This window comes from Ruegeria sp. N4 (assembly GCF_056531425.1).
This window is the reverse complement of record NZ_JBQFLT010000006.1, coordinates 238,903-258,541: the sequence shown is the minus strand read 5'-3', so window position 1 is coordinate 258,541 and position 19,639 is coordinate 238,903. Positions and strand designations below refer to the sequence as shown.

The 19,639-nt window shown below is 61.1% G+C and carries 18 protein-coding genes; 10 read left to right on the top strand and 8 right to left on the bottom strand.

Going from position 1 to position 19,639, the window contains the following annotated elements; translation table 11 throughout:
• Positions 1-54: 54 nt before the first annotated feature.
• Both ACR0LW_RS11985 and moaA read right to left on the bottom strand, forming a co-directional pair.
• Positions 55-1,347 (bottom strand): 3-deoxy-D-manno-octulosonic acid transferase, encoded by a 1,293-nt coding sequence (locus ACR0LW_RS11985; RefSeq protein WP_480882780.1) that lies wholly within the window; start codon positions 1,345-1,347, stop codon positions 55-57.
• 1 nt (position 1,348) lies between these two features.
• Positions 1,349-2,356, bottom strand: a complete 1,008-nt coding sequence (gene moaA / locus ACR0LW_RS11980) for a GTP 3',8-cyclase MoaA (protein WP_170523508.1) — start codon at positions 2,354-2,356, stop codon at positions 1,349-1,351.
• Between the two features lie 90 nt (positions 2,357-2,446).
• Here moaA and ACR0LW_RS11975 point away from each other — a divergent pair, with 90 nt between their 5' ends.
• Positions 2,447-2,860 (top strand): hypothetical protein, encoded by a 414-nt coding sequence (locus ACR0LW_RS11975; RefSeq protein WP_480582158.1) that lies wholly within the window; start codon positions 2,447-2,449, stop codon positions 2,858-2,860.
• On the opposite strand, the gene ACR0LW_RS11970 is transcribed toward ACR0LW_RS11975, so the two are convergent.
• The 4 genes from ACR0LW_RS11970 to glmU are packed head-to-tail and all read right to left on the bottom strand — an operon-like array spanning position 2,848 to position 7,280.
• On the bottom strand, positions 2,848-3,537 hold the full coding sequence (locus tag ACR0LW_RS11970) for a DNA alkylation repair protein (protein WP_480582156.1): 690 nt from the start codon (positions 3,535-3,537) through the stop codon (positions 2,848-2,850). The two genes, ACR0LW_RS11975 and ACR0LW_RS11970, sit on opposite strands and share 13 nt — an antisense overlap.
• Entirely contained in the window at positions 3,534-4,103 is a 570-nt protein-coding gene (locus ACR0LW_RS11965) for a GNAT family N-acetyltransferase (RefSeq protein ID WP_480882779.1), read from the bottom strand. The genes ACR0LW_RS11970 and ACR0LW_RS11965 overlap by 4 nt, the downstream gene beginning before the upstream one ends.
• The gene (glmS, locus tag ACR0LW_RS11960) at positions 4,100-5,923 is read right to left on the bottom strand and encodes a glutamine--fructose-6-phosphate transaminase (isomerizing) (protein WP_480882778.1); all 1,824 of its coding nucleotides are present in this window, start codon (positions 5,921-5,923) and stop codon (positions 4,100-4,102) included. Before glmS ends, ACR0LW_RS11965 begins: the two co-directional genes overlap by 4 nt.
• 4 nt (positions 5,924-5,927) lie before the next feature.
• The gene (glmU, locus tag ACR0LW_RS11955) at positions 5,928-7,280 is read right to left on the bottom strand and encodes a bifunctional UDP-N-acetylglucosamine diphosphorylase/glucosamine-1-phosphate N-acetyltransferase GlmU (RefSeq protein WP_480882777.1); all 1,353 of its coding nucleotides are present in this window, start codon (positions 7,278-7,280) and stop codon (positions 5,928-5,930) included.
• 134 nt (positions 7,281-7,414) lie between these two features.
• Between glmU and ACR0LW_RS11950 the strand changes: the two genes are divergently transcribed.
• The 3 genes from ACR0LW_RS11950 to ACR0LW_RS11940 all read left to right on the top strand — a co-directional run bounded on the left by ACR0LW_RS11950 (position 7,415) and on the right by ACR0LW_RS11940 (position 10,650).
• Positions 7,415-8,086, top strand: coding sequence for an HAD-IA family hydrolase (locus tag ACR0LW_RS11950; RefSeq protein WP_480882776.1), 672 nt, complete (start codon positions 7,415-7,417; stop codon positions 8,084-8,086).
• Between the two features lie 39 nt (positions 8,087-8,125).
• On the top strand, positions 8,126-9,316 hold the full coding sequence (locus ACR0LW_RS11945; protein ID WP_480882775.1) for a DegT/DnrJ/EryC1/StrS family aminotransferase: 1,191 nt from the start codon (positions 8,126-8,128) through the stop codon (positions 9,314-9,316).
• Between the two features lie 170 nt (positions 9,317-9,486).
• Positions 9,487-10,650 (top strand): isovaleryl-CoA dehydrogenase, encoded by a 1,164-nt coding sequence (locus ACR0LW_RS11940; protein WP_170451963.1) that lies wholly within the window; start codon positions 9,487-9,489, stop codon positions 10,648-10,650.
• Between the two features lie 45 nt (positions 10,651-10,695).
• Here ACR0LW_RS11940 and ACR0LW_RS11935 read toward each other — a convergent pair whose 3' ends face one another.
• Positions 10,696-11,301 (bottom strand): OmpW/AlkL family protein, encoded by a 606-nt coding sequence (locus tag ACR0LW_RS11935; protein WP_480882774.1) that lies wholly within the window; start codon positions 11,299-11,301, stop codon positions 10,696-10,698.
• Positions 11,302-11,437: 136 nt separating this feature from the next.
• Here ACR0LW_RS11935 and ACR0LW_RS11930 point away from each other — a divergent pair, with 136 nt between their 5' ends.
• The 3 genes from ACR0LW_RS11930 to ACR0LW_RS11920 are packed head-to-tail and all read left to right on the top strand — an operon-like array spanning position 11,438 to position 15,110.
• Entirely contained in the window at positions 11,438-12,964 is a 1,527-nt protein-coding gene (locus ACR0LW_RS11930; RefSeq protein ID WP_480882773.1) for an AMP-binding protein, read from the top strand.
• Positions 12,964-13,500, top strand: coding sequence for a hypothetical protein (locus tag ACR0LW_RS11925; RefSeq protein WP_480882772.1), 537 nt, complete (start codon positions 12,964-12,966; stop codon positions 13,498-13,500). The genes ACR0LW_RS11930 and ACR0LW_RS11925 overlap by 1 nt, the downstream gene beginning before the upstream one ends.
• Before the next feature lie 2 nt (positions 13,501-13,502).
• Positions 13,503-15,110, top strand: coding sequence for a carboxyl transferase domain-containing protein (locus ACR0LW_RS11920; RefSeq protein ID WP_480882771.1), 1,608 nt, complete (start codon positions 13,503-13,505; stop codon positions 15,108-15,110).
• A gap of 11 nt (positions 15,111-15,121) precedes the next feature.
• Here the strand turns inward: ACR0LW_RS11920 and ACR0LW_RS11915 are convergent, their stop codons facing one another.
• Positions 15,122-15,844, bottom strand: coding sequence for a class I SAM-dependent methyltransferase (locus tag ACR0LW_RS11915; protein WP_480882770.1), 723 nt, complete (start codon positions 15,842-15,844; stop codon positions 15,122-15,124).
• Positions 15,845-15,890: 46 nt separating this feature from the next.
• On the opposite strand from ACR0LW_RS11915, the gene ACR0LW_RS11910 reads away from it, so the two are divergent.
• The 3 genes from ACR0LW_RS11910 (at position 15,891) to ACR0LW_RS11900 (ending at position 19,542) form a co-directional block, all read left to right on the top strand.
• On the top strand, positions 15,891-17,822 hold the full coding sequence (locus tag ACR0LW_RS11910) for an acetyl/propionyl/methylcrotonyl-CoA carboxylase subunit alpha (RefSeq protein ID WP_480582136.1): 1,932 nt from the start codon (positions 15,891-15,893) through the stop codon (positions 17,820-17,822).
• Between the two features lie 78 nt (positions 17,823-17,900).
• On the top strand, positions 17,901-18,752 hold the full coding sequence (locus ACR0LW_RS11905) for a hydroxymethylglutaryl-CoA lyase (RefSeq protein ID WP_170523546.1): 852 nt from the start codon (positions 17,901-17,903) through the stop codon (positions 18,750-18,752).
• A 1-nt stretch (position 18,753) separates the two neighbouring features.
• Complete coding sequence (locus ACR0LW_RS11900) at positions 18,754-19,542, top strand: crotonase/enoyl-CoA hydratase family protein (protein ID WP_480582134.1); 789 nt, start codon at positions 18,754-18,756, stop codon at positions 19,540-19,542.
• The last annotated feature ends 97 nt before the right edge of the window (positions 19,543-19,639 follow it).

Here is a 19,639-nt window from a genome sequence, read left to right as displayed (position 1 = left end):
CTCTGCCCCCACACCCCCGAGATATTTTTAGCCAGATGAAGAGGGATCCTGCGCCTATTGGGTGAGGGTCAGATGGGTGCAGAGCGTTTCAACGACTGCATCCAGCGCGTCCTTTTGGGTAGAGACGCAGGTTTGGGCTGCCGCGCGTGCGCGGGTCAGGGCAGTGTCATCTGATAGCCAGGTTTCGACAGCATCGGACAGGTCTTTGGCAGTCTGGACCTCGATTGCGCCTTTGGTCTCGACCAGTGGGGCGAAGGTTTCGGCGAAGTTGAAGTAGCCCGGTCCGGTGATAACTGCGGCCCCGGCCTGGGCGGGTTCGAAGGGGTTGTGGCCTCCGATCTGTTTGAGTGATCCACCAAGAAAGACTATGGGGCTAATAGCGTACCAAGTGCCGGTTTCGCCGAGCGTGTCGGCGACGTAGACTTGGGTTTGGTCGGTGATCGGCTGGCCAGCGGCGCGGAAGGCGGCGGGTAGGTTGGATTGACGCAGAAGGGTGGCAACGTCGCCTCGGCGCTCGGGGTGACGGGGGATCAGCAGCAGCAGAAGGTTCGGCCAGCGTTCCAGCAAAGCCTTGTGCGCCGCAATTACCGTTTCCTCTTCACCGTCATGAGTGGAACTGGCGATCCAGACGGGGCGATCTGCAATTTGCGCGCGTATCTCGTTCAAGGTTGCGCTGTCCTCGGGCAGTGGGTCGGACATGGCCTTGAGGTTGGTGCCGGGTTTCACCCGGTCGACTTGCGCGCCCATGGCAATCAGGTTGTTGGCGGTCTTTTCGTTCTGGGTCAGAAACAGCCGGAATTTATCCAGAAGGAAGCGCGCCGTTTTGGGGCGCTTCTTCCAGCCTTTGACAGACGTCTCGGACAGGCGCGCGTTGAGCAGGGCCAGCGGCACGCCCCGTCGGGCGCTTTCGACGATCAGGCGCGGCCATATTTCGCTTTCGACAAAGATACCGGCGTCGGGTGTCCAATGGTCCAGGAAGCGGTTAACCGGGCCGGCGGTGTCCAGCGGCGGGTATTGGTGGCGCGCACGCGCAGGCAGGCGCTTTTCGATCAAAGCGGCAGAGGTCGGGGTGCCCGAGGTAATCAGGAACTCGGCGTCGGGCAGACGTTCGCCCAGCTTCTTGATCAGGCTCAGAACCGACAGGCTTTCACCGACGCTTGCGGCGTGAAACCAGATCAGGCGGCCTTGCGGGCGGGTCAGGCTGGCGTGGCCGAGCCGTTCCTGTTGTCGCTGTGGGGGGACGTCAGCGGCCTGCAGTTTGCGGCGCACCGCGCGCCAGACCAGAGGTGCCGCAAACGTCGTCAGGCCGCAATACAGCCGGTACAGCAGCGTTGGGTGGCCGGGCATGTCAGCCGCCCGTGTGGCTCATGTGGCGGCTCATCTGGCCATCGACGGCCTGACGGGAATAGTCGAAATCATGCCCTTTGGGTTTTAGGGTGATGGCGGCGCGGATCGCGTCTTCAAGCTGTGCTTCGCTGTCGGGGTGGTCGCGCAGCGGGGCGCGCAGATCGGCCATATCCTCTTGTCCAAGGCACATATACAGCTCACCCGTGCAGGTCAGGCGCACGCGGTTGCAGCTTTCGCAAAAATTATGGGATAAGGGCGTGATGAAACCGATCTTCTGGCCCGTTTCCTCCAGCCGCACATAGCGCGCCGGGCCGCCGGTGCGCTCGGCCAGATCGGTGACGGCATAGTGGTTTTCGTATTCCTTGCGCACGTCTTTCAGCGACCAGTACTGATCCAACCGATCCTCGTTGCCGATATCGCCCATTGGCATGACCTCGATCCAGGTCAGGTCCATGTCACGTTCTGCGCACCATTCGGTGATGCGGGGCAGTTCCGGCTCGTTGAAGCCTTTCAGGGCCACCGCGTTGATCTTGACCCGCAACCCGGCCTTTTGTGCCGCGTCGATGCCGTTCAGCACCTGTTTTAGACGCCCCCATCGGGTGACTTTGGCGAATTTGTCATCGTCCAGCGTATCAAGCGAGACATTCACCCGCCGTACACCCGCCGCGTAGAGATCGTCGGCAAAGCGGTGAAGCTGTGAGCCATTGGTGGTCAGCGTCAGCTCTTTCAGCGCGCCGCTGTCCAGATGCCGGGTCATGGCGTTGAAAAACGTCATGATATTGCGCCGCACAAGGGGTTCGCCGCCGGTGATACGCAGCTTTTCGACGCCCATCTTCACAAAGGTGGAACACATCCGGTCCAGCTCTTCCAGCGTCAGAAGGTCTTTCTTGGGCAGGAAGGTCATGTTTTCGGACATGCAGTACACGCAGCGAAAATCGCATCGGTCGGTTACCGAGACGCGCAGATAGGTGATGGCACGGGCGAAGGGATCAATCAGCGGAGCAGTCATGCGCTATAGGTAGATGTGGAACCGGTCCACGACAAGAGCGAACTGCGCTTTGGGCTGGAACAGATGGGTGTTGGGCTGTAGGTAAGACGGATGAGGTATTTTCTTGTTTTCCTGTGCGTTCTGGTCACAGGTTGCGATGCGGTTCGGTCAACAACGGATCGCGTTTTTGGCCGGAACGAAGCAGCGCCAGAGGTGGAAGCCGAAATTACGGAAGCCACACCCGAGCCCGAGCCGGTTGCTGCCCGCGCCGATTGGGTGGGCCCCAGAACGACCATTGCAGGATTGGGCGATCCGACGACGCCAGGCCGCTGGATGCAAACGCCGCTTGTGGACACTGAGGTAACCGCACGTGTGGTGGTGCCTAGAACCGGTGCGCAGGCTTACATCACATTGGTGCCGTCGCGCGGGCCGGAAGGCGGCGGCAGCCAGCTTTCATTGGATGCGATGCGCGCATTGCTGGTTCCGCTGGATGAGTTGGTTGAGGTCGAAGTCTACGCCAACTGATCTTTCAGGTATTTCCCGGCTTCACGCCGGGCAAAGGGTTTCATGGCATCCCCATGTTGGTCCAGAAAGGCCAGAACGCGCGGGGCGTCGTGTTTGGACAGCTCGCGCAGCCACCAAGCAATGGCTTTCTGGATGAACCAGTCGCGGTCCGGGACATAGATGGCGGCCCAGCCAAGGATACGGTCCCGGCGGGCCAGATCATCCGGTTTCGGGTGGTTCTGCTTGGTCCAGGGCAGGGTGGCAACCAGCGCCGCGCGGCGTGTCCACATATGGTCCGAGGTCGTCCAGCCCTCGACCTGATCCAGACGCGTGGGGTCGGCGGATAGCCGTTTTTGCATTGCCATACAGGCGTGGTCGGCAACGGCCCAGGCATCGAAATCCGGCAGCCAGCTTTCCAGCAACGCCCACACTGCGTCGTCCGGTCGGATGCGCGCCTGCGTCAGCAGCTTGGCAGCCGCCAGACGGGCTTCGTGCACATTGGTCTGCCACAGGGTATCTGCCAAATGGATGCGCGCGGGCACGTCTAACATTTGCCGCCACGCTTTGGAAAGGTCGTTCAGAACCGGGTTGGCGACGCCCAGATAGGGGCGGTCCGCCTTGTGGTACGCTGCCATCTGCGCGGCCTTTTCTGCGTCGGCATGGGCCTTTATCGCGGCAAGGGCGTCGTCCAGTGTCATCGGTCCAGCTTATGCAGAAGATGTGCGCGCACCGTAGGCCATTCCGGTGCGGTGATTGAATAGACGGCCGTGTCGCGCAGGGTTCCGTTGGCCATCACCATATTGGCCCGAAGGATGCCATCCAACTGCGCCCCAAGCCGCTCGATAGCCTGCCGGGATTGAGTGTTCAGCCGATGGGTGCGGAATTCGACCGCATGGCAGGACAGATCCTCGAAAGCGTGGCGCAGCAACAGGAATTTGGCTTCGGTGTTCAGGGGCGTGCGCTGAACCGCGCGCCCAATCCAGGTCGAGCCGATTTCGACCCGTCGGTTGACCTCATCGGTGTTCATGTAGGTGGTCATCCCAATTGGGGTGCCGTCTGGTGTCATGACCGTAAAGGGCTGCATATCGTGCAACCCAATGCGGCGGGCGATTTCGGCGTCCATCCCCTCGACCGTGGGGATGGAGGTATACCAAAGCTGCCCCAGATCCGCTGCCGCCGCTTTCAGAGCCTCTGAATGCGCGGGGTCAAGCGGTTCCAGCCGGACATGAGTGCCAACAAGCGAAACAGGGGCGGGCCAGGTCATTCCACCGTCACCGATTTCGCCAGATTGCGCGGTTGGTCCACATCCGTGCCTTTGGCGACGGCCGTATGATAGGCCAGCAATTGCGCCGGGACCGAATACAGAATCGGGGCGAGGCTGGGGTGGATATGCGGCATGCGGATCGTGCTCCAGACGCCGTCCTCGGCCTCGGCAATGCCATCGTCATCGGACACAAGGATGACCTTGCCTTTGCGGGCCATCACCTCTTGCATGTTCGAGACCGTCTTGTCGAAAACCGTATCCTTCGGGGCCATCACCACAACCGGCATATGCTTGTCGATCAGCGCGATGGGCCCGTGTTTCAATTCGCCCGAGGCATAGCCTTCGGCGTGGATATAGCTGATTTCCTTCAGCTTCAGCGCACCTTCCATCGCTAGCGGGTACATCAGACCGCGTCCCAGGAACAGCACGTCGCGCGCCTCGGACAGGCGCTGGGCGGATTTGCGAATGGCGCGGTTCTGATCCAGCGCTGCGTTCAGGACCGAGGGCAACCCACGCAGGGCGGCGGCGTGATCGGCCAGATCCTCCTCCGACATCGTGCCCCGGTCGGCCGCGGCCTTCAGTGCCAGCATCAGCAGCACGCTCAGTTGGCATGTAAACGCCTTGGTCGAGGCAACGCCGATCTCGACCCCTGCATGGATGGGCAGCGCCACATCGCATTCCCGCGCAATCGAGCTTTCGGGGACATTGATGACCGACACAATCTTGTCTGCCTTGCCCTCGCAATAGCGCAGCGCGGCCAGTGTATCGGCGGTCTCGCCCGACTGGCTGACGAACAGCGCCATGGTCCGGTCGGTGATGGGTGGTTCGCGATAGCGGAACTCGCTGGCGATATCGACCTCGACCGGCAGTTTCGCCAGTTGCTCGAACCAGTATTTCGCGGTCAGGCAGGCATAAAAGGCCGTGCCGCACGCGACCATGGTCAGGCGGTCCAGCTTGGTGAAATCCAGATCGGTGTCTGGCAACACGACCCGGTCGCCGCCAGTGGGCAGGTAGGATCGGATCGCCTCGGCCACGACGACGGGCTGTTCGGCGATTTCCTTGGCCATGAAATGCTTGTGCTCGCCCTTATCGGCGCGTGCATGATCCAGCTTGATCTTGCGCATCTCACGATTGGCCAGTTCACCGGCCTCGTTGCGGATTTCCAGCGAGGTGCGGGTCAGGACCGCCCGGTCGCCTTCTTCAAGATAGGTGATCTTGTTGGTCAGCGGCGCCAGCGCAATCGCGTCCGAGCCAACATACATCTCACCATCTCCGTGACCAATCGCCAGCGGCGAGCCCTTGCGCGCAGCCACGATCAGGTCATCCTGACCGTCGAACAGAAAGGCCAGCGCAAACGCGCCCTGTAACTGGTCGATGGTTTTGAACGCGGCCTCAACCGGCGACAGTCCGGTATTCAGCAGATGTTCAGCCATCAGCGCGACGGTTTCGGTGTCGGTTTCGGTTTCGAACCCGATCCCATGCTCGGCCAGTTCGGCACGCAATTCGCGGTAGTTTTCGACGATCCCGTTATGGACAACGGCAACCGGCCCGGCCTTGTGCGGGTGGGCATTGTTGACCGAGGGCGCGCCATGGGTGGCCCAGCGGGTGTGCCCGATGCCGGATTTGCCGGGTAAAGGGTCATGCACCAACAGATCGCTTAGGTTGACCAGCTTGCCCACCGCCCGCCTGCGTCCCAAAGCTCCGTCATTCACGGTTGCAATACCGGCGCTGTCATAGCCGCGATATTCCAGCCGTTTCAGGGCCTCAACCAGAATGGGGGCGGCTTCATGCTGTCCCAGAACACCAACAATTCCACACATAAAATCAGGCCTCTTTATCGCGGCGAGCCTTTTTCGCCTTTAACATATCAAACAGTTTGCGCGCGTAGCCGGGTTTGTTTTCCTGCTTGGCACGGGCCACGGCCAGCGCGTCGGCTTCGACGTCCTTAGTCACAACCGTACCTGTCGCTGTCATTGCGCCATCGCCCAGCGTCACCGGGGCCACCAGCATCGTGTTCGAACCGATGAACACGTTTTCACCAATCGTGGTCTTGTGCTTCATCACGCCGTCATAGTTGCAGGTGATCGTACCCGCCCCGATATTTGTTGCCGCCCCGACCGAGGCATCACCGATATAACTGAGGTGATTGACCTTCGCGCCCTCGGCGATCTCGGCGTTCTTGATCTCGACAAAATTGCCGATCCGCGCGTTTTCGGCCAGTTCCGCGCCGGGGCGCAGGCGGGCATAGGGGCCGACAATGGCACCCCGGCTGACATGGCAGCCTTCCAGATGCGAAAACGCCCGGATCGTTGCGCCGCTTTCCACGGTAACGCCGGGGCCAAAGACCACGTTGGGTTCGATCACCGTATCCCGCCCGATCACCGTATCGGCAGCAAGGTAGACCGTTTCCGGGGCCATCAGGGTCACGCCCAAATCCAGCAGTTCGGCACGCGCCTGTGTCTGAAACACGGCATCTGCAGCGGCGAGGTCGGCGCGAGAGTTCACGCCCAGCGTCTGTGCCTCATCACAGGCAACCGCCGTCACGGTCAGGTCGCGATTGCGGGCGATTTCCACCACGTCCGTCAGATAATACTCGCCCGAGGCATTGTCGTTGCCCACCGCATCGATCAACGACATGAGCGTCTGCGCGTTGCACGCCAAAAGGCCCGAGTTGCAGAAGCTTATTGCGCGTTCCTCATCCGAAGCGTCTTTGAATTCGACAATCCGCTCCAGCGTGTCACCGTTCATGACCAAACGGCCATAACGCGCCGGATCGGCCGCTTCGAACCCAAGGATCACCAAATCGTTCTTGGCGCGCGCTTCGATCATCCGCCCCAGCGTGTCGGGCTGCAAAAACGGTGTGTCCCCATACAGGACCACGACGTCGCCCTCGAACCCCTGCAGCGCCTCACGCGCTTGCGCAACCGCATGGGCGGTGCCCAGTTGTTCCTCCTGCACCGCGATCTGGGCGGTCTCGTCCTCGGCCTGCGCCACCTTGGCGACGGCCTCGGCCCCGTGGCCTGTGACGATCACGGTGCGCTCGGGCGACAGCACCGATCCGGCGCGCATGGCGTGGATCAGCATCGGAACCTGAGCGATTGGGTGCAGGACTTTGGGGATGTCCGAATTCATCCTGGTGCCTTTCCCGGCGGCAAGGATGACAAGGGCAGTGGTCATGAAATCGTTTTCTCTTTGTGTTTTGTTGCCGTCCGTTTTATCCGCTGAGGGCAAAGGCGCAAGCCGTTCGGCCATCAAACTAGATTGCCGGTTGCAACACGACATGGCGGAAACCTGCCGAGCAAGGAGGCGCGATGCGCACGGTCATCTTCGATCTGGACGGGACTTTGGCGGATACGTCGGGCGATTTGCTTGCCGCGGCGAACCACTGTTTTCGCAAGATGGGGCATGGGGATGTGCTGGTTCACGGGCAGGATGCGGGTATCGCCGTGCGCGGCGGTCGGATGATGTTGACCCACGGTCTGAAACGGGTCGGGGCCTTTGATGAGAGCACAGTAGACGCCTATTATCCCGTGCTGCTTGAGGCCTATGCCAAAGACATCGACACCCATACACATTTCTATCCCGGCGCGTTGGACGCGGTCGAGGCGTTGAAAACCGCAGGTTATGGCGTTGGGATCTGCACCAACAAACCGGAACGGCTGGCGGATCAATTGCTGAGCCAGATGGGCGTGCGGGATCAGTTTGCCTCGCTGGTTGGTGCGGATACCTTGTCGGTGCGCAAACCAGACCCCGAACCGTTGCGCGAAGCCGCGCGGCGCGCTGGCGGGCATCCCGATCTGTGCGTTCTGATCGGAGATTCGGATACCGACCGCAATACCGCTAAGGCCGCCGGAGTCCCGTCGGTGCTTGTAACATTCGGCCCCTCAGGCGACGACATGGCAGCGTTGCAGCCCGAAGCATTGCTGCATCATTTCGATGACCTGCCAGAAATGGTTGCTGATCTGATCGGTGCGGCTGCATGATCTCTTGACCCGAACCGGATGCGACCCCAGAACTGAGCCATGACAGAGACATTCACCGGCAGTTTCACCCAGCAAGAACCCATCCCCGATGAGGCAATCGACGCGGCGATGGCCGTCCTGCAACATGGGCGCTTGCATCGCTATAATGTCGCGCCCGGCGAGTTGGGCGAGACCGCGTTGTTGGAACAGGAATTTGCCGCTCAGATGGGGGCCAAATACTGCCTCGCCGTGTCGTCGGGTGGCTATGCGCTGGCTACCGCGTTGCGTGCCGTGGGTGTGCAGCCCGGCGATCAGGTGCTGACGAATGCGTTCACGCTGGCCCCTGTGCCGGGGTCGATTGCCTCGGTCGGGGCCAAACCCGTTTTTGTTGGGGTTACGGAAGACCTGACCATCGATCTGGACGATCTTGAGGCCAAGCTGGATCAGGCGCGCGTTGTGATGCTGAGCCATATGCGCGGTCATTTGTGCGACATGGACCGGCTGATGCAGATGTGCGACGCGGCCGGTGTAACCGTGATCGAGGATTGCGCCCATACGATGGGGGCAGCCTGGCGCGGGCAATCGTCGGGTCGTCAGGGCGCGGTTGGGTGTTATTCGTGCCAGACCTACAAGCACGTCAATTCAGGTGAGGGCGGTTTGCTGATCACCGATGATGAAGAACTGGCGGCCAAGGCCACGATGCTGTCGGGGTCCTATATGCTGTATGAGCGCCATCTGGCTGCACCGGGGCCTGAGGTGTTCGAGCGGATCAAGTACACCACCCCCAATGTCTCGGGTCGCATGGACAATCTGCGCGCGGCCATCCTGCGCCCGCAGTTGCGGGATCTGGACCGGCAGGTTGAGCGTTGGAACGAACGATACCGCGCCGTCGAGGCCGGTCTGCGTGGCACGCCGGGGCTGACCGTGGTCGAGCGCCCAGAGGCCGAGACCTATGTGGGCTCGTCGATTCAGTTTCTTCTGTTGGACTGGTTGCCCGAACGTATCGCAGAGGTGATCAGCCGCTGCGCCGCGCGCGGGGTCGAGCTGAAGTGGTTTGGCGGGGCCGAGCCAACCGGTTTTACCTCGCGCTATGACAGCTGGCGCTATGTGGACAGCGAGCGGATGCCGAAATCGGACCGCGTGCTGGCGGGGGTAATGGACATGCGGGTTCCTCTGACCTTTTCGTTGGAGGATTGTCAGTTGATCGCGCGCATCATTCGGGCCGAGGTTGGGGCGGTCTACCAATCGTAATCCAGCGGAGTGCGCCTGCGGCGCACGCTTGATGTTTGCAAAACGCCGCCCCGCCCGGGCGGCGTTTGTACGTTTTGGGGCCGACGTCCTTACGGTGATTGACCGGTTGCGGATTCGCTGCTATCCAGTTATTGAACACTTGTTCATTAATTCTCGGGAGGAACCCGCCAATGTTCATGGCGACTATGAAATTCGATCTTGGCGAAGACGTGAACGCGCTGCGTGAAATGGTGCATCGCTGGGCGCAGGAACGGGTCAAGCCGATGGCCGCTGATATTGACGCGTCCAACGAATTTCCCAATGAGCTATGGGCCGAAATGGGTGAGCTTGGCCTGCTGGGCGTCACTGTGCCCGAGGAATATGGCGGTGCCGGAATGTCCTATCTGGCCCATACGATTGCTGTGGAAGAAGTGGCGCGGGCATCAGCCTCGGTTTCGCTGTCCTATGGCGCGCATTCGAACCTGTGCGTGAATCAGATCAAGCTGAACGGCAATGAAGAACAAAAGCGGAAATACCTGCCGCGCCTGATCTCGGGCCAGCATGTGGGGGCGTTGGCGATGTCCGAACCCTCGGCCGGGTCGGATGTGGTTTCGATGAAGCTGCGGGCGGAAAAGCGCAATGATCATTACCGTCTGAACGGCAACAAGTACTGGATCACCAACGGGCCGGATGCAGACACTCTGGTCGTTTATGCCAAGACCGACCCGGATGCCGGATCCAAGGGCATCACCGCGTTTCTGATCGAAAAAGAGATGAAGGGTTTCTCGACCTCGCCCCATTTCGACAAGCTGGGGATGCGCGGGTCGAACACCGCGGAACTGATCTTTGAAGATGTCGAGGTGCCGTTCGAAAACGTTCTGGGCGAAGAGGGTAACGGCGTTGCGGTTCTGATGTCGGGTCTGGACTATGAACGTGTCGTGTTGGCCGGGATCGGAACCGGCATCATGGCGGCCTGTCTGGATGAAATCATGCCCTATTTGTCTGAGCGCAAGCAATTCGGCAAACCGATTGGCAGCTTCCAGCTGATGCAGGGCAAGATCGCCGATATGTATACGGCGATGAACTCGGCCCGTGCCTATGTCTACGAGGTGGCCAAGGCCTGTGATCGTGGGGATGTGACCCGTCAGGATGCGGCTGCGTGCTGCTTGTATGCGTCCGAAGCGGCGATGACCCAGGCGCATCAGGCGGTTCAGGCGATGGGCGGGGCAGGGTTCCTGTCGGACGCGCCGGTCAGCCGGATTTTCCGCGACGCCAAGCTGATGGAGATCGGCGCCGGCACCAGCGAGATTCGCCGGATGCTGATTGGCCGCGAGTTGATGAGCGAGATGCAGTGACACAGAATGCCTCGCCGGTTCCGGACCGGCGAGGCGTTTGCGGGATCAGAACTGATGGACGTAGGACACACCGACCAGCCATGGATCGATTTCGGCGGTACCAATGTCGGCACCGTCCAGCGTCACGTCCGAGTCGATGTCGAACCAGCGCACGTTCAGACGGACGGCACCTTTTTCGGTGACCATATAGTCCAACCCGGCCTGCAGCGAGACACCGAACGAGTTATCGACCTTGAGCTCGCCCAGATCGGACTGCTCGTCAAAGAAGATGGTATAGTTCAGACCGGCACCGACATAGGGCTTCCAGGCGCTGTTGGTCTGGAAGTGATAGTTCAGCGACAGGGTGGGGGGCAGGTGCTTGACGCTGCCCGCGTCGACACTGCCGCCAAGGGTGATGTCGTGGCTGAACGGCGTTGCGGCCAGCAGCTCGATCCCCAGATTGTCGCGAATGAAATACTCGGCGGTGAAGATCGGTCGGGTGTCGGCATCGATTTCGGCGTCAGAGTTTGCGATCGTTCCGTTGTCGGATTTCGGGTCCAGGTATCCGACACCGACACCAAGGGTCCAGTCGCCTTGCGATTGAGCAAACGCAGGCACGGCCAGTCCGGCCAGTGCGGTGGAAAGGGTCAAAGCGACGAGCGTTTTGGTCATAATCTTGCCTTTGGTTTTGTTGACGCCCCGGATGTGGCAGGCTGGGCCGGGTCACACTCTGATCTGCATCAAATTTCGGTGTGGGGGTGTATCCGCGCGGAAGCCGAAAAAACCAATGGAACAAGGGGTTATCGCCATGATTGACCCTGCGCGCATACCGGGTTTGCGCCCTGGGGATAGCTGGGACCTGCCGGACCGGTTGAACATGGCGAAACAATGCCTCGACCATCCCGCTGAGAAGGTGGCCCTGATCGACCTGACCGGGGCATCTGAACAGCGCGTCACCTATGGGCAATTGCGTCAGATGACCGACGGGCTGGCCCGGACACTGCTGCCCAAGGTGCAGGCCCGGGATCGGGTTGGCGTCTTGCTCAGCCAGTCGCCGTGGTGCGCCGCTGCGCATCTGGCGATCTGGAAGATCGGGGCGATCTCGGTGCCTTTGTTCAAACTGTTCAAACAGGATGCGCTGCGGTCTCGGGTCGGGGATGCAGGCGCGCGGCTCGTCCTGACGGATGCCGAGGGCGCGGATCTGCTGGGCGACCTTGCAGAGCCTTTGATCACGTCCGAGATCGGTCAGCCGGGCGGGCCGGTGCCATTTGCGGAAACCGCGCCAAATGATCCGGCGGTACTGATCTACACATCCGGCACAACCGGCAGCCCCAAGGGCGCGCTGCACGGGCACCGGGTTCTGACTGGCCACCTGCCGGGCGTGTCGATCAGCCATAACCATTTGCGCGACGGTGACTGCCTGTGGACCCCTGCCGACTGGGCCTGGATCGGCGGTTTGTTCGATGTGCTGATGCCGGGGCTTGCCTTGGGCATTCCGGTGGTCGCCGCGCGGCTTGAGAAATTTACGCCCGAAGCCTGCGCCGATATCGTCGCGCGCGGGGGCGTGAAGAACGTGTTTTTCCCGCCCACGGCGCTGCGGATGCTCAAGGCGGCGGATCAATCGATCCCCGGCCTGCGCTCGGTCGCCTCGGGCGGTGAGCCTCTGGGGGCCGAGATGCTGGCCTGGGGGCAGCAAGCGTTTGGCCTGACGATCAACGAATTCTACGGCCAGACCGAATGCAACATGGTAGTGTCCTCCTGCGCCGAGTATTTCCCGGTGCAGCCCGGCTGCATCGGCAAGCCTGTGCCGGGGCATGACGTGGCGGTGATCGACGATGATGGCAATCCGACCGGGGAGGAGGGCGACGTGGCCATCCGGCGCGGCTCAGCCTCGATGCTGCTGGAATACTGGAACCGACCCGACGCGACGGCTGAGAAGTTCCGGGGCGACTGGCTGATCACCGGCGATCGCGGCGTGTGGGAGGGCGACTATCTGCGCTTTGTCGGTCGTGATGATGACGTGATCACGTCTGCCGGGTATCGCATTGGTCCGGCTGAGATTGAGGATTGCCTGCTGACCCATCCCGCGGTGGCGACAGTCGGTGTGGTCGGCAAGCCCGACAAGCTGCGGACCGAGATCGTGAAGGCCTATGTGGTGCTGAAACCGGGGGCCGAGGCTGCGGAGCAGGAGTTGCAGGAGTGGATCAAGGACCGTCTGGCGCATTACTCTTATCCCCGCGAAGTGGCGTTTCTGGAGGAATTGCCGATGACGGTGACGGGCAAGGTGATCCGGAAGGAATTGAAGGCGCGGGCGGCGGGGGAATTGAACAGGTGATGTTCGAATTGAGAAGCTTATTAATTTTGGCGACTGCGCTGGGTGCAGTTAGCTTGGCAACACATACCGAGGCAGCCAATCCCGATAGGTTTGATACAGTCGCATTTTTGCGAGCTTGCACTGATCTGGTTCCAAATGTCGACTATGCGCTTCCTATGGATGTGGAATGCATCGGTCAAAGCCACAGAATGTGTGAGTTGGCGGACCCAAATGCTGAGGCCGAAAGATGCGTTCTGATGGTGTCAAAGTGGATGCGTAACGAAACGATTGCGGAGTGGTCTCAAATCCCAGAAAAAAATCGTCTTGGCTACGAGGACCCTCCTGCAGCCCAGGATTTAATAAAAGATGCAAAGAGAATATTCGACGATGAAATATTGGCACCGTTTGCACCAGCGATAGCTTCTTGTGAAGATATTCAGATCGAAGGTGTCTCTGAGCAGGTTGCTTGTGGCTATGCGGACGCACTAGCTGGCTGGCTGGCGCTGAGAATTCTCCAACGCACGACTGAACGCGATGAAGAAAAACAGGTACCTTAGACATGAAACTCACATCCAAAGCCATGCCCGCCTCTGAGGGCTTCAAGGCAAACCGCGCAGCGCATCTGGACGCGTTGGCGCAAATCTCTGCCGCTGCCGAAGCGGCCCGTATGGGCGGGGGCGAGAAATCCCGCGCGCGGCATGAATCTCGGGGCAAGATGTTGCCTCGGCGCAGGGTCGCGAACCTGCTCGATCCGGGGTCTCCGTTCCTTGAGATTGGCGCGACGGCGGCGCATGGGATGTATGGCGATGCGGCTCCGGCGGCGGGGGTGATCGCGGGCATTGGCCGGGTGCAGGGGCGCGAGGTCATGGTGGTGTGCAATGACGCCACCGTGAAGGGCGGCACATATTACCCTCTGTCGGTCAAGAAACACCTGCGGGCGCAGGAGATTGCCGAGGAAAACCATCTGCCCTGTATCTATCTGGTCGACAGCGGCGGTGCGAACCTGCCCAATCAGGATGAGGTCTTCCCCGACCGCGACCATTTTGGCCGCATCTTCTATAATCAGGCGCGGATGAGCGCGAAGGGCATCCCTCAGATCGCAGTGGTGATGGGCTCGTGCACAGCGGGCGGGGCTTATGTGCCCGCGATGTCGGATGTGACGATCATCGTGCGCGATCAGGGTACGATCTTTCTGGCCGGGCCGCCTCTGGTCAAGGCCGCGACGGGTGAGGTTGTCAGCGCCGAGGATCTGGGCGGCGGCGATGTGCACACGCGCCTGTCCGGCGTCGCGGATTATCTGGCCGAGGATGATGCCCATGCGCTGGCATTGGCACGACGGGCCGTTGGGTCGTTGGGCGGTGCCGGGCTGAAGCCCGGCCTACAGCTTGAGGCACCCGAAGATCCGGCCTATGACCCGGAGGAAATTCTGGGCGTCGTGCCTGCCGATCTGCGCACGCCTTATGACATTCGCGAGGTGATTGCGCGGCTGGTCGATGGATCCCGGTTCGATGAGTTCAAGCCGCGTTTTGGTGAGACGCTGGTGACGGGGTTTGCGCATGTGAAAGGCTGCCCGGTCGGGATCATCGCCAATAACGGCGTGCTGTTTTCCGAGGCCGCGCAGAAGGGCGCGCATTTTGTCGAACTGTGTTCGCAGCGCAAAACGCCTTTGGTGTTCTTGCAGAACATCACCGGGTTCATGGTCGGTCGGAAATACGAAAACGAAGGCATCGCGCGGCACGGGGCTAAGATGGTGACAGCCGTGGCGACGACCAATGTGCCCAAGATCACCATGCTGGTGGGCGGCTCGTTCGGGGCCGGGAATTACGGCATGTCGGGGCGGGCTTATCAGCCGCGATTCCTGTGGACCTGGCCGAACTCGCGGATTTCCGTGATGGGCGGCGAGCAGGCAGCAGGCGTGCTGGCCACCGTCAAACGCGACGGGATCGAGCGGCAGGGCGGCACATGGTCGGCTGAGGAAGAGGCCGCGTTCAAACGCCCGACGCTGGAGATGTTTGAGGAGCAATCGCACCCGCTCTATGCCTCCGCCCGGCTGTGGGACGACGGCATCATCGACCCGCGCAAATCGCGCGACGTGCTGGCCTTGTCGCTGAGCGCCGCGCTGAATGCCCCGATCGAGGAGACACGTTTTGGCGTGTTCAGGATGTGATCATGATTGATCTAACCTGGTTTGTGACCCGAAAACTGAACGGCGCTTCCGCTGACATAGTGCCGGACATCGACACTCAACCCCACCGATTGAAGCGCATCCAGAACTGTTGTTCCCGCTCCGAAGTTTCGCGTGTATTCGCCGATCATGGTGAAGTCCTGCGCGCCATTAAGAAACAGGCGTTCCACCTGAGGCAGAACACCGTCAAGGTAGAACCGGTAAAGAGGGCGCAAAGACCAACCTACCGGGTCTGTCGCTTCGATCAACGAAAACGGTGCACCGGGTCTGAGTATGCGGTTCAATTGCCGGGCAAAGATCAAGTGCTGTTCGGCGTTGAATGTTTTAAGGCCAAAGGTAGAGATTGCGAACTCGGCACTTTCGCTCGGAAGGTCTGTGGTCAGCATGTTGGCGCAGAGATGCGAGACACGACCTTCTCGACCTTTGTGGAGCCGTTCCATTGCCTGTTTGTGCATTCCCGGGCTGATGTCGACAGCGGTGACCTTACTCACACTTGGAAATCTGGCGAACAGATGGGGCCACGCTTCACCGGTGCCCGCCATCAAATCAACACCTGCCGCCGTCGTGCCTGCAGGCAGGTCCAGCCCTGCAACACACGCCTTACGCCACGCCCGTACCAATCCGAAGGACGCGACTGCGCTCCAGTTCCGATAAGCGCCAGAGCATCGGTCGAAGACGCCGGACACAAACCCGGGATCGTAGATATCCTGTTTCATGGCTCGCACCCTGCGGGCATTAATTTAGGAATGCAAGGATTTGCCAATGTTCAATAAAATCCTGATTGCCAACCGTGGTGAGATTGCCTGTCGGGTGATGGAGACGGCCCAAAAGATGGGCGTGTCCTGCGTTGCTGTTTATTCGGACGCGGATGCCTCGGCCAAGCATGTACAGATGGCGGATGAGGCGGTGCATATCGGCGGCGCGGCCCCGGCAGAGAGTTACCTCAAGGGCGAAGTGATCATTCAGGTGGCGTTGGAGACCGGCGCGCAAGCGATCCATCCGGGCTATGGGTTTCTGTCCGAGAACCCCGATTTTGTGGATGCTGTTGAGGCCGCGGGGCTGACATTCATCGGCCCGTCGGCGGATGCGATCCGCAAGATGGGCCTCAAGGACGCGGCCAAGGTGCTGATGGAGCAGGCGGGCGTACCCGTGGTGCCGGGCTATCACGGTGACAACCAAGACCCCGAGCATCTGGCGGGGGCTGCCGACACCATCGGCTATCCGGTTCTGATCAAGGCCGTTGCGGGCGGCGGTGGCAAGGGGATGCGCCTTGTTGAACGGCCTCAGGATTTCGCAACCGCGCTCGACAGCGCGCGGGGTGAGGCAAAGACCGCCTTTGGCAATGACGCCGTGCTGGTCGAAAAATTCGTCGCCAAACCGCGCCATATCGAGGTGCAGGTGTTTGGCGATGGTACCCATGCGGTGCATCTGTTCGAACGCGATTGTTCGTTGCAGCGGCGGCATCAGAAGGTGATCGAAGAAGCTCCGGCCCCCGGCATGACCGCTGAAATGCGCGAGGCGATGGGGCAGGCCGGTGTACGCGCGGCCGAGGCGATAGGTTACAAAGGCGCGGGGACGGTTGAGTTCATCGTCGATGCCTCGGACGGGCTGCGACCGGATCGGTTCTGGTTCATGGAGATGAACACGCGCCTGCAGGTGGAACATCCCGTTACCGAAGCCATCACTGATGTTGATCTGGTGGAATGGCAGCTGCGCGTTGCGGCGGGTGAGAGCCTGCCGAAACGGCAGTCGGACCTGTCGATCACCGGTCATGCGTTCGAGGCCCGACTTTATGCCGAGGATGTGCCAAAGGGCTTTCTGCCCGCGACCGGCACGCTGACCCATCTGCACTTCCCGCAGGATTGCAGGGCCGACAGTGGCGTGCGTACATGGGATACGATAAGCCCTTGGTATGATCCGATGATCGCGAAGGTAATCGTGCACGGCCCGACCCGCGCTGTCGCGCTGGAAACGCTGCATCGGGCCCTATGCGGGACCGAGGTTGGGGGCACGGTCACAAACCTGTCCTTTCTGGGCGCATTGACCCGCCATGCAGGCTTTGCCTCGGGTGATGTGGATACAGGACTGATCGGGCGCGACATTGATACGCTGGTGCGGGAGGATGAGCCGAAGCCGGAAACGTTGGTTGCAGCAGCGATGCATGCGTTTGGGTTGCTGGAGGCATCAGATTCTACGGGGTTCACTTTGTGGGCTCCGCTACATCGCGCGACGCAGTTGAAGCGCAATGGCGAAATCGTCGACCTTGATGTGCAGGTCGAAGGCCGAGACACGCAGATCTGGCAGGTCGGGGATCGCACAGTCACGGCGACCCGGCGCAATGGGCGCTGGCTGATTGACGGGGCGAGGATGCCCAATGTCTCGGTCGCAGGGTCCCGGATCACCGTGTTCGAGGACTACGGCCAGGTGTTTGATATCGTTGACCCTCTGGACCGCGACACCAGCGCGGCGGGCGACACCAATGTCATCGAAGCGCCCATGCCGGGGCTGGTCAAAGCGGTGTTCGCGACGGCAGGCCAATCGGTCAAGGAAGGCGACCGCCTTGCCATTCTCGAAGCCATGAAGATGGAGCATTCCCTGCTGGCCGCGCGTGACGGAGTGGTGGCCGAGGTGCTGGCCGAAGACGGTGCGCAGGTCGAGGCCGGGGCGGCTCTGGTCCGGTTGGAGGACGCTTAAGCTGTTCGTCGGGCACGCGGCGTGGCACAGTCGGGCCATCCGTATTTGAAACGAGAAGAAGCCAGAGAGGGCGAAGGAATGGGTGAGCGCGTCGAAATCTTTGAAGTGGGGCCACGGGACGGGCTGCAGAACGAAAAGCGCGACATCCCGGTCGCCGAGAAAATCGCCTTGGTCGATTGCCTGTCCGATGCCGGGTTCAACAGGATCGAGGTGGCCAGTTTTGTGTCGCCCAAATGGGTGCCGCAAATGGCAGGCAGCGCCGAGGTTCTGGCCGGTATCCGCCGGGCCGACGGCCTGCGTTATGCCGCACTGACGCCGAACATGCGGGGATACGAGGATGCTCTGGCCGCCGGTGCGGATGAGATCGCGGTTTTTGCCTCGGCGTCCGAGGGATTTTCGAAGGCCAATATCAACGCCACGATTGCCGAGTCGATTGAGCGGTTCGCGCCGATTCTGGATGCAGCACGCCATATCGACCTGCCGGTGCGTGGCTATGTCTCATGCGTGACCGATTGCCCGTATGACGGACCGACCCCGCCGGAAAAAGTGGCCGAGGTTGCGGATCTTCTGTTCTCGCATGGTTGTTACGAGGTGTCTTTGGGGGACACAATCGGGCAAGGCACCCCGGACAAGATCGCGCGGATGCTGATGGCCGTGCGCGAGCGCGTGCCAGTGACCCGTCTGGCCGGGCATTTTCACGACACGAACGGGCGGGCAATTGACAATATCGACGCCTCGCTTTCGTTGGGGGTGCGGGTGTTTGACGCGGCCGTTGGCGGCCTTGGTGGGTGCCCTTATGCGCCCGGCGCCGCAGGCAATGTCGCGACCGAGGCCGTGGCAGCGCATCTGGAGCGATTGGGCTACGAAACCGGGTTGGATGCCGGAATTTTGGAAAAAGCGGCGCAGATGGCGCGCGCAATGAGGGGCTGAAATGTTCGACACCATAACCGTCACAACGGATGCGCGCGGCGTTGCGACTTTGAAATTGGATCGTGCCGAAAAACACAACGCCATGTCGGCGCAGATGATTGCGGAACTGACTCAGGCGGCTTCTGATTTGGGGCAGGACGCGTCCGTTCGGGTGGTGGTTCTGACCGGTGAGGGCAAATCGTTCTGCGCTGGAGGGGATTTGGGGTGGATGCAGGATCAGATGGCTGCGGATCCTGAAACGCGATTTGCCGAGGCGCGCAAGCTGGCTGAGATGTTGCAGGCGCTCAACACGTTGCCGAAACCTCTGATCGGTGCGTTGCAGGGTAACGCGTTCGGGGGCGGGGTCGGTTTGGCTGCCGTCTGTGACGTGGCGCTTGGCGTTAAGACGCTGAAAATGGGGCTGACGGAAACCAAGCTGGGCCTGATCCCGGCCACCATCGGCCCTTACGTGATCGCCCGCATGGGCGAGGCAAGGGCTCGGCGAGTCTTCATGTCTGCGCGCCTGTTTGACGCGACCGAGGCGGTGACGCTTGGCCTGTTGGCCAAGGTTGTACCTGCGGACGAGCTGGCGGACGCTGTTGAGGCTGAAGTACGCCCCTATCTGGCCTGCGCACCGGGGGCTGTCGCCTCGGCCAAGGCGCTTGTCAGGGATCTGGGGCCGAAAATCGACGAGCAGGTCATTGACCACACCATCAACGCGCTTGTCGCTCGCTGGGAAACCGATGAAGCGCTTGAAGGCATCGGCGCGTTTTTCGACAAACGCAAGCCTGCGTGGATCAACGAAGTTTGACTCTGAAACTCGAAACGCACCAACAGGGGGGTGGCGAGGGTTTTCTTAGACCTGTCAAGCCCCTGAATGCCCCCCTGCGCGCTTGTGGTCGGTTGAC